The sequence below is a fragment of the Marinoscillum sp. HNIBRBA16962 genome (assembly GCF_057801515.1).
This window is the reverse complement of record NZ_CM173603.1, coordinates 3799044-3813037: the sequence shown is the minus strand read 5'-3', so window position 1 is coordinate 3813037 and position 13994 is coordinate 3799044. Positions and strand designations below refer to the sequence as shown.

The 13994-nt window shown below is 41.6% G+C and carries 14 protein-coding genes; 2 read left to right on the top strand and 12 right to left on the bottom strand.

All coding sequences use genetic code 11. The features are described 5' to 3' along the window. Positions 1-82: 82 nt before the first annotated feature. The 12 genes from AC3E9V_RS15765 to AC3E9V_RS15710 all read right to left on the bottom strand — a co-directional run bounded on the left by AC3E9V_RS15765 (position 83) and on the right by AC3E9V_RS15710 (position 12012). Positions 83-1699, bottom strand: coding sequence for a 7TM-DISM domain-containing protein (locus tag AC3E9V_RS15765; RefSeq protein ID WP_488749096.1), 1617 nt, complete (start codon positions 1697-1699; stop codon positions 83-85). A 25-nt stretch (positions 1700-1724) separates the two neighbouring features. Then, positions 1725-2513 carry a 4-(cytidine 5'-diphospho)-2-C-methyl-D-erythritol kinase gene (gene ispE, locus AC3E9V_RS15760; protein ID WP_488749095.1) on the bottom strand — a complete coding sequence of 263 codons (789 nt, stop codon included), beginning with the start codon at positions 2511-2513 and terminating at the stop codon, positions 1725-1727. A gap of 128 nt (positions 2514-2641) precedes the next feature. After that, positions 2642-3454 carry an enoyl-ACP reductase FabI gene (locus tag AC3E9V_RS15755; RefSeq protein ID WP_488749094.1) on the bottom strand — a complete coding sequence of 271 codons (813 nt, stop codon included), beginning with the start codon at positions 3452-3454 and terminating at the stop codon, positions 2642-2644. A gap of 170 nt (positions 3455-3624) precedes the next feature. Next, entirely contained in the window at positions 3625-4248 is a 624-nt protein-coding gene (locus AC3E9V_RS15750; protein ID WP_488749093.1) for a transposase, read from the bottom strand. 102 nt (positions 4249-4350) lie between these two features. Then, positions 4351-4929: a POTRA domain-containing protein gene (locus AC3E9V_RS15745; RefSeq protein ID WP_488749092.1), complete on the bottom strand. Its 579-nt coding sequence runs from the start codon at positions 4927-4929 to the stop codon at positions 4351-4353. 116 nt (positions 4930-5045) lie between these two features. Beyond that, positions 5046-6704: a DNA repair protein RecN gene (gene recN / locus AC3E9V_RS15740; RefSeq protein ID WP_488749091.1), complete on the bottom strand. Its 1659-nt coding sequence runs from the start codon at positions 6702-6704 to the stop codon at positions 5046-5048. A 3-nt stretch (positions 6705-6707) separates the two neighbouring features. Further along, a complete protein-coding gene (locus AC3E9V_RS15735) occupies positions 6708-6929 on the bottom strand; it encodes a hypothetical protein (protein WP_488749090.1) in 222 nt (73 codons plus the stop codon). Beyond that, a complete protein-coding gene (porD, locus tag AC3E9V_RS15730; protein WP_488749089.1) occupies positions 6930-7829 on the bottom strand; it encodes a type IX secretion system protein PorD in 900 nt (299 codons plus the stop codon). It abuts the gene before it with no gap. Next, entirely contained in the window at positions 7822-9021 is a 1200-nt protein-coding gene (coaBC, locus tag AC3E9V_RS15725; protein ID WP_488749088.1) for a bifunctional phosphopantothenoylcysteine decarboxylase/phosphopantothenate--cysteine ligase CoaBC, read from the bottom strand. Before coaBC ends, porD begins: the two co-directional genes overlap by 8 nt. A 13-nt stretch (positions 9022-9034) precedes the next feature. Beyond that, positions 9035-9349 carry a DNA-directed RNA polymerase subunit omega gene (locus AC3E9V_RS15720; RefSeq protein WP_488749087.1) on the bottom strand — a complete coding sequence of 105 codons (315 nt, stop codon included), beginning with the start codon at positions 9347-9349 and terminating at the stop codon, positions 9035-9037. Between the two features lie 6 nt (positions 9350-9355). Beyond that, positions 9356-10180, bottom strand: a complete 825-nt coding sequence (locus AC3E9V_RS15715) for an outer membrane protein assembly factor BamD (RefSeq protein ID WP_488749086.1) — start codon at positions 10178-10180, stop codon at positions 9356-9358. A gap of 56 nt (positions 10181-10236) precedes the next feature. Then, the gene (locus tag AC3E9V_RS15710) at positions 10237-12012 is read right to left on the bottom strand and encodes an OstA-like protein (RefSeq protein ID WP_488749085.1); all 1776 of its coding nucleotides are present in this window, start codon (positions 12010-12012) and stop codon (positions 10237-10239) included. Positions 12013-12059: 47 nt separating this feature from the next. Here AC3E9V_RS15710 and tilS point away from each other — a divergent pair, with 47 nt between their 5' ends. Then, positions 12060-13379, top strand: coding sequence for a tRNA lysidine(34) synthetase TilS (tilS, locus tag AC3E9V_RS15705; RefSeq protein WP_488749084.1), 1320 nt, complete (start codon positions 12060-12062; stop codon positions 13377-13379). Beyond that, the gene (locus AC3E9V_RS15700; protein WP_488749083.1) at positions 13372-13902 is read left to right on the top strand and encodes a cyclic nucleotide-binding domain-containing protein; all 531 of its coding nucleotides are present in this window, start codon (positions 13372-13374) and stop codon (positions 13900-13902) included. Before tilS ends, AC3E9V_RS15700 begins: the two co-directional genes overlap by 8 nt. Positions 13903-13994 lie beyond the last annotated feature (92 nt).

Sequence of the window (13994 nt, the reverse complement as noted above, 5' to 3'; positions counted from 1 at the left end):
GCCCCTAATTAAGGGCCTTTAAATTGAGGGAATCAAATAAATGTCGTGAATGACAGGTTGCTAGCCGTGAATGACAGTGGGGTTAGCTCACTAATGAATCCAGGAGCTGCTGTTTGTATTTTCTGGAAAGGGGGAGGGGTGTTTCGTCCTTCAGGATAACCTTATCTGAGTAAGTAGATTTTACGTACTCCAGGTTGACAATTGTGGACCGATGAATCCTTGCGAACTGGTCAGGCAATTCACTGCTGATTTTGCTGAGTGTGTTGCGGTCAATTTCTTTCGTCTTGTCGCCATCAAAATAAAATTCCAAATAATGATCATCTGCTTTAATATACATCAGCCGGTTTACAGGTATTACTGCTTTGCTCTTTAAAGTGATATAACCGGTTTTCTGGATCTTTTCTTTGGCTGTATGGATCTCGATAGCTTCCAGAAGCTCTTCGTTTTCAGCCTGCAGTTTAGTCCGTTGGCTTAGCATTTTTTTGAGAATAACGGCCATAGTGACCGTTAGAAACAGAACCTCAATGAAAAAGCCCGGAAAGATCGGGTCAACGCTGAATAGTGACTCATTTACAAACCCAAACTCAGCAAAGATCTTACTAAATATGGCCAGAAAGAAGAACGAATAGGCCAGTAAGAACATATTTGACCGGAAGGTGTCGATCTTGCGATACCTGATAGCCGCAGTAATGGCAAAAATGATCACCAGGGCAGTTAGTGCGTATCGAACGACAAAAAGTTTTGGTGCAATATTGATAAACCAGTCAGGAAATAGCGCCCAGACTATAAATCCTGCCGTAAAGAAAATAAGAACTCCGTTCATCACTCTATGGAAGCTTCTCAGGTATGACCTGGTATCAAAGAAGGTCTGAATGTAAAAGATAAGGGTCATTACTGCTAACTGTGTACAAACAGGAAGAAAGTGGCGGTTGATTTCAGGGAAGTCAAAAGTCAAAAACTGGTAAGTATAGCCAAGCCTTGAAAAGAGCCATAGCCAAAAAGCTGTGAGGTATAGGCTATAGGCCACGAAAACCCGCTGATTTACCAGAATCCCCAGCAACAGGGAAGCAATAATGACTAGTAAGATAAACCCAAAATAGAAGCTGTAAAACAAGTTTTCGTTAAACTGCTTTGGGATGAAAATATCCTGATGATAAACCTGAATGGGGAATCTCACCGCAGATTTTCGCTTGTCAATATTCAAAAGAAATGTTTGTGGTGTGTCTTCTTCCAGTTGTACTGGGAGTATAAAATTTCTTGCTTTAACAGGGCGCTGTGAAAATGTAAACTGATCACCGGTATTTTGTAGCTCCCTAACCTGTTCATTTACTGCGTAGAACCTGATTCGATCGATTTGCGGGTAATCTATTTCCAGGTAGTAGGTTCCTGGATTGGGGCTGCTCAGCGAAAACACCAGCCAGTAAGAGTCCAGGGGGTGGCTCATGCCGGGGTTGGCTTTCTCCCCGGACCTTTCCATATCACCTTTTAGGATTGCTTCCCATGCTGCTATCCCTTCTAAAGTATCCGGAGTGTGGAATACGTCCAGGTGTTGATTTAATGTATAGATCCTGGATTTATCATTCAGACTAAGCGTATCGCTTGCCAATAATGTGTCGCTTGAGAGAAAGCTCAGGATCAGCGTTAATGCTGTAATTAAATTTATTATACGTGCTTTTCTTTTATCCCGGCTACACTGCATTGCTGGTCGGTTGACTAAGGCTGATCTATAGTTTCAGAATATGAAACTCCGGTAGGTTGGGTTTACGCTCAAAAATACCATAAACGGCGGAACCTGAACCGGTCATAGAAGCATAAATGGCCCCAGCCTGGTAAAGTTTGTCTTTAAGCGATTTGATTTCGGGATGAGCAGGGAAAATCGATGCTTCAAAGTCATTAATTAGTTGGTCTTTCCAGGTAGTTATTGGGTTATTTAATATTTCAGGAACTGAAATTTGAGGTTTTCTCGGGACAATATTGCCGTAGGCTTCTCCGGTGCCAATATGAATATGGGGATGCTTTAGAGCTATATACTTTCCGGATAGGCTGCAGTTTACTGACTGGAGGGATGTGCCGGTTCCTGTGGCAAAAACCGGTTTGTTTTCAATGAAGAACGGGCAATCGCTTCCCAGGAGAGCTGCCAGCTCTTTCATTGTTTCCTGTTTTAATTTCAGATCAAAAAGATCATTGAGCATTTTGATGGTAAATGCACCATCTGACGACCCTCCGCCCAGGCCAGCTCCCATGGGGATTACTTTGTGCAGGTGGATGTGAACCGGGGAGATGTTGTATTTCTCAGCGATAAGTTGATAAGATTTTACACAAAGGTTTGACCCGGTATCACCCGGGATATCTAATCCGGTTGAAACAAAGGAGAAGGTTTCATCTTTCGTGATTTCAAGAATGTCAGTCCATGGAATGGGATAAAAGCAGCTTTCCAGGTTGTGGTATCCGTCCGGGCGTCTGGAGATGATATTTAAGCCCAGATTGATCTTGGCGTTGGGGAAGGAGAGCATGGGAGAATTAAAAATGGAAAATTGAGAGTTAAGAATTGAGAATTAAAAATGGAAAATTGAGAACTTTTAAATAAGGTATTCCCCATTCCTGATTCTCAATTTTCCATTATCAATTCTTAATTTATTAATTATTTACCCATCTGTTCAATAATCTCCTCTGAAATTCCGGTCATGGAGTAACCACCATCGTGATATAGGTTCTGCATGGTAATCATTTTACTCAGGTCAGAAAACAGGAAGATGCAATAGTTAGCACAATCTGCTGCCATGGCATTTCCAAGGGGCGACATCTTATCTGCAAAATCAAAGAAGCTGTCAAAGCCGCCGATACCCGCTCCAGCCGTTGTTTTTGTGGGAGATTGGGAAATGGTGTTCACACGTACTTTTTTCGCTTTTCCAAGCCGATAGCCATAACCCCTGGCAATAGACTCCAGAACTGCCTTGGCATCAGCCATGTCCGTATAGAAAGGGAAGGTTCTTTGAGCAGCAATGTAAGACAGCCCAACAACAGAGCCCCATTCATTTAATGCATCGAGCTTTTCTGCTACGGCCATCATTTTGTGAAATGACAGTGCAGATATGTCAAGCGATTTTTGATACCAGTCGTAGTTTAGCTCTCCGTAAGATTTGCCCTTTCTCACGTTAGGGGACATGCCTATAGAGTGCAGCACAAAATCAATTTTTCCTCCAAGGATTTCCTGAGATTTAGAGAAAAGATTCTCCAGGTCTTCAACTGAAGTAGCATCAGCCGGAATGATCTCGCTTCCTGTTTTTTCTCCAAGTTCATTAATCTTACCCATTCGCATTGCGATTGGGGCGTTTGTCAATGTGAAAGTAGCACCTTCCTCATGCGCCCTCTGAGCTACATGCCATGCGATAGAGTTTTCATCCAGTGCTCCTGATATAATTCCTCGTTTTCCTTTGAGTAAGTTATTGGCCATTTTGTGTTTTTTTTAAAATTTTGAGTAAAAATAGTAAAGTGACTGTAATTCGACTCTCCTGAGTCGAATACATTTAAATAGTTCCTCCCTTGACTCAGGGTCGGACTATGTTATACATCAAATATAGAGTTGATATGTTATCCTTTCGGGCCTCGACTCGGAGATTCGAGTTACATAAATTCGTTATAATCCGGTTTTATGTAGTTCCATTTCCAATCTGACCTGTTAGCACATAACCCTGCTTTTATGGGATTATCCAAAATGTACTCGATTGTTCTGGTTAGCTCTTCTCTGTCTCTAACCAGCCGATCATATGATTCATTTTGCCAAAACGGATTTCCGGTCCGGTCAAGGATTTTGTTACATTCTCTGCCTGAAAATTTTTTCTGAGATTCCATGATCCTGAAAAGTGATATTTCCGTTCCTTTTTTGTCCTTTTCAAAAGGTGTAATAAGCACATGAACATGGTTTGATATGATGGTATATGCAATTAACTCATACTTGATATTATCAAAGAAGTGCCAGGCATCTGCTACTATTTGAGCGAGTTTTTCATTTTTCAGATGGTTTGCTCCATTTGCTTTGCCTAATTCTTCATCAAACTTTCGGAAATATTCCAGTGCTGCATTTTCCTTCTCTGATTGGCTTTCCAGTTTCGCGATTGCATTTTCGTGCTCTTCTTTCATTTTCTTGATCAGAGTCTTTGGCATTGCTCCTTTTAGCAGGTAAGTCACGAAAAATGTTCCTCCTTTTGGTTGCAGGTGTGGAAGGTTTTTGCGGTAGAATACTTTCATAATAGTAAATCGACTCTCCGAGTCGATAGTAAATAAGAATTTTGCAGAGCATCAATTTATCGACTCGGAGAGTCGATTTACTTTTTCAGGCTTAGTGTTGGTTTAAAGTTCTTCCAGGTCAAATACTACATCTACTTCACTTTTGGTCTCATTTGGTATGGGTCGAGGGATTACTTTATCCGGAGCGAAAAAACCTGAATTGACCAATTTTTGTTGAGAAGACAGTAATCTGGAGCGGTTAAATAAATCTCCGCTTTTAAGATCAACATATACCATTAACTCCTGGTCTGATAACTTTTGATTGCCTTTGAAAAGTATATTTTTTACTATAACCTGGGGGCCTTCGTAAACCTGTAGTGTGATATTTACTTTTCCATTTTCTTCTGTTTGTTCAGGTGTTATACTGAAGAAAAGATAACCGTTATCCATATATAAAGATGAGATGTCGTTTTGAGTGTTTTCGGGATGCCACCTTAATGCCTCATTTAGTTTCTTTTGGCTAAAGAGGTCACCCTTTTTTAGCTGGAAACGATCCGTTAATTCTTCATCGGAATATTTACTATTGCCCTGCCATTTAATATTACCAACCGACAGTTGTAATTGACCCTTCAAGTCTGTTTGACTGGTGATGATCAAAAAGATGAAGAGATTAGCTGCGATTACTTTGAAGTAATTTTTCATTGCTGATAACTTTGGTTTTACGCCAAGGTTATAAATTTGAATCAAAGTTAAATACAATGGTATGTTAAATAAGGTTAAGAGGGAAAGAAACCTGGCCTATTTTTACAATTTTTAACCTAAATGGAAAGTTGGAGCAGCTCTTTAGCGCTCTCAATGGCACTTTCTCCAGGCTTTTCACCGCCGATCATTTGAGCAATTGCCATAATGCGTTCATCTTCTTCCAGCTTTTTGATCTTACTTACAGACTTGGCTGCAGAGTGGTCTTTGTATACGTAATAATGGGTATCCCCCTTGGCGGCAAATTGCGGGAGATGGCTGATAGAGATCACCTGATGATTTTGCGCCATTTGTTTCATCATGCTTACCATCTGGAGGGCAATCTCGCCAGATACTCCCGTATCGATCTCATCAAATATGATCGTGGGCAATGCGGTTTTATCTGCTATCAGGTACTTGACCGCAAAGATCAGCCTGGAAAATTCACCCCCGGAGGCAACGCTTTTAAGCTCTCTTGGAGCTACTCCTTTGTTTGCGGAAAACAGCATTTCTACAAGGTCCAGACCATTTGAGCCAGGTTCAGTCTCAGAAATGTTTATCTCCACCACTCCATTTTCTATGCCCAGTTTGTGAATGAGGTTGGCAATTTCCTGAGCAAAAAGCGGAGCATGTTTTTTGCGTTCTTCGGAAAGCTGCTGACCAATGGCCTGCAGCTTCTTTTCCTGTTCTTTTAAAGCCTTCTCTGCGTCCTGTATTTCAGTGTCAATGTTCAATATCTTTTCCAGCTTTTTGGAAAGATCTTCTCTGATTTCGATGAGTTCTTCTACGCTGTTTACCTGATGTTTTTGTTGCAGTCTGAATAGTAAATCAATTCGCTCTTTGACAACCTGAAGCCTCTCAGGGTCTAATTCTACCTGCTCTTGCTCCCGGGCTATTTCATTTGCAATATCTGAAAGTTCAATGCTGGTGCTGTTGATCCGTTCGTAGAGGTTATCCAGCTTTTTGGAAAACTTCTTAATGGAAGAAAGCAGGGGAAGCGCTTCCTTCATTTGATTGATCAGGGAAAACTCTGATTCGTCCAGAAGTTGATTTAGGTGTCCAAGGTTAAGCTTGATCTCTTCGGCATTTTCCAGTACTTCCAGTTCTTCTTCCAGCTCTTCCAGCTCACCTGCCTGTAGTTTGGCTTCCTCCAGTTCATTGAAGAGAAACTGCTGATAATCCGTCTCTTTAGCACTTTCCTGTGCGGTCCGTACCAGCTCGCTGTATTTTTTTTCAAGCTTTTTGAAGGTAGTGTAAATACCCTGGTATTCATTCAGCAATTTCCCCGCCCCTGCATAGATATCGAGAATTTCCAGCTGGTATTGATTGTTTCCGAGGTGAAGCGATTCATGTTGAGAGTGAACATCCATCAGGTGGCTTCCCAGTGTTTTCAGCACATCCAGTGTAACCGGAGTATCGTTTACAAATGCCCTGGATTTTCCTGAAGGACTGATCTCTCTGCGGATGATACATTCCACTTCATAATCAAGTTCTTCCTTATTGAAGAAAGACTTAACCTGATATTGACCAATATCAAAAACACCTTCTACCACGCACTTTTCATCCTCAGAAAACAATGCTTTGGTATCAGCACGGTTGCCAAGTAATAAACCGACAGCTCCAAGCATGATGGACTTCCCGGCACCTGTTTCTCCCGTGATAATATTCAGGTTAGGAGATGGTGTCATTTCCAGACGCTGGATCAGTGCATAATTCTTAATCGAAAGGGATTTGATCATGAGTTATTGCGCAACCTTTTCTTCAGCCCAGACATCCTCGATCTGGTCCAGAGGCAAATGTAACACATGACCTTTAGTATTTTTTATTTTGACTGAAGCTGATTCTACAGAAAGGGCCTTTGCCAGAAAAACCGAATCATTTTTCATAATAAAATTTAGCAACTCACCCGAAACCATGTACTTGCCCAGGTCATCTTTAGAGACCTTTACCTGCCGCTTCGCCATTTATTCCATGATTTTATTGAAGGTGTCGGTTTTACTGGGGTCCAGCTTTGAAAGAATGTCGAATGATTCCTTTTTCTGTGAGGGGGTTCCTTCTTTGAATATCTGCGCCAGTTCTTCGGCTTTTGCGTCCAGGAAACTGATTGTAAGGATAGATCGTGGTCTGCTTCGGTTTACCTGTTGTATGGCTTTCAACCCATTCAATATATTATCTCTTGACGTTTCCGGGTCTTCTATGAAGGTATCCAGACCTTTTATGTGGTAAGCGTAGAGGGTTTTTCTCAGCGGTTCAAAGTTGCTGCTCAGAAGGTTTTCATTCAGCCAGTACCGGTTTCTTACGCTGTTAAATTGTGACCAGCCGGGATAGTTGGAGTTCTGCGCATTCGAAACGATCTGATTGGCAATTTGAAAATGACGAGTACCGCCCAGCTCACTAAAGGAATCATAATCCAGGCCTATAATGGTATAGGCATAATAGGCCAGGAGGGAGGTGATGTTGTTAGTAAATGAGTTTTCATTAAACTGTAAGGGCTGTGACTGTACGTATTCAAACTGCCAGTCTCTATCGGCGAAGTTGAAAAGAACCGTTTCGTACGAAGAGTTATAAACAGGTCTGGAAGACAGGATCTGAACGGAAGCTCCCCAGCGTCCGGCGCTTGGTTGCGATTCAGTGGGGTCCATGGTAAGGATGATATTGCAGTTGATCTTCTCTTCTGGTTTATACTCATCGTCTGTCCAACTGCGGTTGTTGAGAAACTGGGAGAACGCGATTTCCATATCGGAGAAGATCTGTCGTTCAGTAGCCTGAATTCTCTGGGCATTTACCACGACTCTGCAGTTTAGCTCCTGACTGGAGCTGATAAACGGAAATATCAGGAAAAGTACGATTAAAATTCTAACCATTGAGTGCTTTTTCAATCATATCAGCCAGGTCTTTAGCCACCTCGGCTTTACTTTTTAACTCAAAATGTCTCACATTATTATGCTGGTCAAAAATAGAAATCTGGTTTGTGTCGTGAGCAAAGCCTGCACCTTTGTGATTTAAAGAATTTAACACGATCATGTCCAGGTTTTTGCTTTCCAGTTTTTTGACTGCATTTATTTCTTCTTCATCAGTTTCTAACGCAAAACCTACGGTAAATTGTTTCTTCTTTTTAGCCCCCAGTTCTTTTGCTATATCCGGGTTGGGGACTAAAGTTATACCAAGATTTTCTTCTTTTTTCTTGATCTTGGACCGGGCCACTTCACCAGGCTTATAGTCCGCTACTGCGGCTGTGAATATTGCTATGTCTGTTTTTGGAAAAGCTTTTTGTGCTGCTTCATACATTTGGTCTGCAGAACTCACCTTGGTAACCTCTATTTTAGGGTGATGGGGGTAGTGACCAACCGGTCCTGAAATAAAAACAACCTCAGCTCCCCTTTTAGCTAATTCATAGGCTATGGAAGCTCCCATTTTACCCGTGGAGTGGTTTCCTATAAACCGAACCGGGTCTATGGCCTCCTGAGTAGGCCCTGACGTGATCATCACTTTTTTTCCTTTGAAGCTTTCAGAGGAAGCAATATATTCTTCAATTCTTTTGAGGATCGTTTCGGGTTCAGCCATCCGGCCAATGCCGCTCAGTCCACTTGCCAGCTCACCTTCTTCTGCATCTATGATGACATTCCCGAAGGACTTTACCCTGGAGAGATTTGCCTTAGTAGCCGGGTGTTGGTACATGTCCAGGTCCATAGCCGGACAAAGCATCACCGGGCATCTGGCTGAAAGGTAAGTTGCCGTGACCAGATTATCACAAGCTCCGTTTGCCAGTTTGGACAGAGTATTGGCACTTAATGGAGCAAAGATCATCAGGTCAGCCCAAAGGCCCAGATCTACGTGGTTATTCCATTCCCCCGTTTCTCCTTTGGTGAAAGAAGATAAAACCGGATTCTTAGAGAGTGTGGAAAGGGTGAGGGGAGTAATAAAATCCTTAGCGCTTTCTGTCATGAGAACTTTCACTTCAGCTCCTGCTTTCACAAGTAAGCGCACAAAAAAAGCGGTTTTATAGGCTGCTATTGAACCACAAACCGCTACTAAAATTTTTTTTCCGTCCAGCATTGCTGGGGTAAATTTATAACTCTTCTTCTGAATCCAGTGTTCTGAATGAAACTTTTCCTTCCAGGAATTCCTCTACCGCAACTGTAGACGGCTTTGGCATTCTTTCGTAGAACTTAGAGATTTCAATTTGTTCTCTGTTTTCAAAGATTTCTTCCAGGTTATCTACAGAAGAAGCAAACTCAGCAAGCTTAGAGTTCAACTCCTCTTTTTGCTGGGAAGAAATTTGTCGCGCTCTTTTTCCAATTACTACGATAGATTCGTAGATATTTCCACTTAGTGCAGCTATTTTTTCGTTATCTCTGGTAACTAAAGATGCGTTTGTAGCCATGTCCTTTTATTGATTCTGATTATTTTGATCGGCAAAGATAGTCAATTGTTCGATGCAATCCTTATAAATCTTCTCAGCATCCTTAAGATATTTACTATTTGGATACTTATCTACAAATTTTTCATAAAGATCGACTGTGTTTCTATATCGTTCTTCCTGCTTGCTTCGGATGCTGACTTCAGCCAGGTCGTAGGAAGTCTCTATAGCCAGGTAAGCAATCTCTTCGTTGTATTTGGAGTCCGGGAAGTCATACTGAAAGTTTTCAAAAGCAACCAGCGAGGCTTTGTATCTTCTCAGCTGATAATAAAGTTTGGCGTTCTCGTAAGCTTTGGTTTCAAGTTTTACCTGTAACTCATCAATCTGCTCATCAGCCTTTTCCGCATACTTTGAGTAAGGATATTTGTTGAGGAAGTTTTGTAGTGCTGCTATAGCTTCATAGGTACTGGTTTGATCCAGGCTCGGTTGAGGGGATTGATTGTAAAGAGAGTTTGCATGCATGTAAGCAGCTTCCTCTACATATTCACTTCTACCGTACACATCCGTAAAAAGCTTGAAGTAGTGAGCACTAAGAATATACTGCTTTTGATAATAATAAGAGTAGGCATAGATGAAGTTTGCCTTCTCAGCCTCTTCAGTACCACGGATGATCGGTAGTATCTCTTCCAAAAGGACATTGGCTTTGTAGTAGTCCTTTTTTTCATAATAATCCAGGGCAGCTTCGTACTTCACTTTCCAATCGCTGCTCTTCTGTATTTTTCTAAACTTCGAACAGGAAGCCACTGTTACAGCAATTATTATAAAGGTGATATTTCTTACAATCTTTCTATTCATATGCCAAAATTGGTCGCAAACTTAATGTTTTAAGATTTAATATTCAGACACTGTGTTTATAACTCGTCCCGGCCGCTTTTTAGTGTCGCATTGGGTTTCATTTTAGGTGAATTGTCATCTTTCTTTATTGGAGGCCGTCCGGTATCCAGGACCGGACGCCTGTCTCCTCTGTTTAATTCCTGTCCTGCTCGTTTATTATTAAGTTGTTTTTTCAGGTCAGCTTTATCTACAGGTGTTTTGGATTCAATAGAGTCTTTTTTAACATCAAGAGCCCTTAAAGAGTCCTCCCTGGCAGCTGCGGCTACAGGGTCATAGTTTGGATCCAGGTATGGCGCTACATCAAAAAGCTCCGGTCGCTCTTCGATTCGCCAGGCAAAGTTATCGAGCTGTTGCACCTCCGGGGTAAGCTCGTGCGGAGGGATCAGCTGCGCCTCCGGGTTATTATAGACCCGGAAGTTTGAGATATCCCTTTCCTTAAAATAGATCTTCATTCTTGCACAAAAGATCTTATTCATGCCCATGAGCACAGAGTCTCCCTTCTCCAGTGCAAAATACAGGATCTCACCATTACCATCCACATCGATCCTGCTGATATCATTGTCTACAAAATATGCCTGCATCTGCCTGCCTTTCATTTGGTTGTAATTTTTGATAGTGTCTTCAGAGACCATAAAGGCTTTACTCTTCAGGTTCATTTTTCTGATCTCATTTTCTGTCACCTCCAGGTTGATCGTATCAGCAGTTATCTGATTTCTGGTGTTCCATATGACCGGATCCTGGTATAAAAATATAATCGAGTCTGCCCTGAAATAGGCCATTGAGTCTGCTATGCCTTGCAGGCCTTTTTTGTATACTTTCACATCATGGTAAGCCAGGATTCGTTTGGCAGAATCATAGTCACTCTCTATGGCTACCAGGGTGTCTGCAGACAGGTAGAAGGTATCTTCTTTTAATATCCTTTTCATCAACGGATTGCCGTAGATCTTGCTTATCCCTTCGTTTTTATCGTAAAAGCCTTCGTCACCTACAATGATTACATCCCGCTCTTTAGCAGTCATGGTCACATTTCCGATGGCCTTATAATATTTTTTGAGATCATCGAAAAACAATTCATCTCCATCCAGCTCGTAATCATCCGTTTCTACAGTTCCTTCAATGAATTCTGACTGTTCAGAAACTGTCCTGAATTCGCCTCCTTTGGCATGGAGGGTGGTACCATCTTCAGTGATGATCTCAGTCCTTCCGTATGTGTAAGCAATTTTAGTCGTGGTATTGTATTTTAGTGTATCCGTCTTCAATGTATAGTCCGGAGCAATAAGCACTACATTGTTAAAGAATTGGGCATAATTCTGCTGTGCATAGAAGTAGCCTATCTCGCTGGTCAGTGTATTTGTGCTGTCTTTAAGCTTTCCATTGTTAAAGTAGTGAGCGATCTCCAGGTCCAGGTTATAGTTGAGAAAATCCGTATACAGCCTTCGCTCTCCCCTTGTATAGATTACATTTTCACGAAGTCTGGACTTACGTTCATTCCCTTCATAGACAAGCTTACGTGAAGTGATCACCGTAGAGTCATCCACAATGCGTACATGACCAAAAGCTTCCATGGTATTTCGCCCGGGGAAGAACAAAGAGCTGTCGCAGTAAACCGTTGTAGATTCCTGTTTAAAAACAACATTATCTATCAGTTTCCGAAAGGTTTCCCCGTTACGTTTCCCATTTTCCAGAGCGCCTTCTGCCTTGTATTTTATGCGTTTTCCTTTTTGGGACAAAGCCTGTGGAACTGCAGTCAAAATGATAAACAGGAATATGTAATATTGCAGTATCTTGTACATGAGCGTGCAAAACTAACAATACTAACGCAAGCAAACACCATAGGATTATGTACCGGACTTTTTTAACATTTATTGGGAAAAATAAGCTCCTCAATAAGGAGGATAAAGTGCTGCTTGCGGTAAGTGGGGGTGTTGATTCCATGACCCTCCTGCATTTGATGCACAAAGTGGGCTATTCATTAGCTGTAGCTCACGTTAATTACCAGCTTAGAGGGGAAGAATCCGACCGGGATGCCAGGCTCGTAGCAGAGACCTGTAAAAAACTGGGAGTTGGTTTTCATGACCGGCTGGTGGATCCGAAGGAATATGAGTCCGGTGAATCCATACAGATGGTGGCAAGAAACATTCGTTATGATTTTTTTGATGAGTTGGTTAAAACTCATGGATATACCAAAGTTGCTACTGCACACAATGCTAATGATAATCTGGAAACTGTGCTTTTCAACCTGACTAAAGGCACTGGTATATCGGGGTTGGCAGGCATAGCGATGAAAAAAGGAAAAAGGGTACGGCCTTTACTTTTTGCGCATAAGGAGGAGATTTACAGGTATGCTAAGCGGGAGAAGATTAAATGGAGAGAAGATCTGTCAAACACAAAGAATGATTACCATCGCAATCTTATCCGAAATGAGGTAATACCCGTTTTGGAAAAGATCAATCCTTCGCTGGTAGAAACATTTAAGGGGTCCGTAAACCGGTTTCAGGGAGCTTCGAAATTAGTAGAGGTGGAGAAGGAACGTATTCTGAAGGTTCATAAAATTGTGAAAAAAGGGTTTGAGGAAATTGATCTGGGCTGGTTTGCTGCAGATAATTTAGGACAAATGATGCTTTATGAAGTCCTCAAATCGTATGGGTTTAATTACAGGCAAACGGAAGATCTTTTTGAATCGATCGTTCAGGGAAGTATCGGAGCGGTATTTTTCTCACCGGATTTTAAAGTAAACCTGGATCGTGGAAAGCTTTTAATTGAGGTGCTTACTGCGGATAACCATGTTTCTTGCCGGATAGATTCTGGTCAGAAAAAAGTGACCCTGAGAGATCTTGAACTCGTTTTTGAAGAAGTTGACGGGAACCAACCGAAAATCAACAGTGATATTGCTTGTCTGGATGCTGATTTTGTACACTTTCCGCTGACACTCAGAAGCTGGAGTCAGGGCGATACATTTCAGCCATTGGGTATGAAGGGTAAAAAAAAGGTGAGCGATTTTATGATTGATTCTAAAATTCCCGTAACATTGAAAAACAAGGTTTTGGTCCTGGAATCAGGTGGGAGGATCATGTGGGTAGTGGGATACCGGATCGATGATCGATTTAAAGTGACCACCTCTACCAAACGGATGTTGAAAATTACATTGAGTCATGCTTAAGATCTTCAAGAAGTCATACTCTGAGAAGGAGTTGCTGCTGTTTAACTTTTTGCGTAAAAACCGGCTTTTTGAGAAGCTCAATGATGATGAGCTTATTCGATTTCATCCCTATCTCTACTTACGAAAATATAAGCAGGACGAGGTGGTTTTTTTTACCGGCGACCCGAGTCATGCCGTTTATATTGTGAAAAATGGTATTGTAACATTAAATCTTGATGTGAACGATTCCTTTGAGAAGCTTATGACGCTGCGAAGTGGTAAACTTTTTGGTGATAATGCTATACTACCCAATACCAAGCGCATTTATACGGCCATAGTAGTGACTGAGGAGGCGGAGCTTTACGTGATCCCAAAGGTTAATTTTGTGGAGATTATGAATGATCATCCTCCGATCAAAGCTAAGATCATGTCTGCTTTTGCAGAAATGTACAATGAATATACCACCAACCTCTTTAAAACCTACAAGTCATCACTGGGCTTTTTTGATCTGAATACCGTGTATAGTGGGGTGGAGGATATGTAATTGGGCTTAGCCTTACCAAACTGCTGAAAATCATGGTATAGAAAAAGATAGATCACTTTTCTGTTAACCGTTTCGATAGTAGTTTTGGGCAT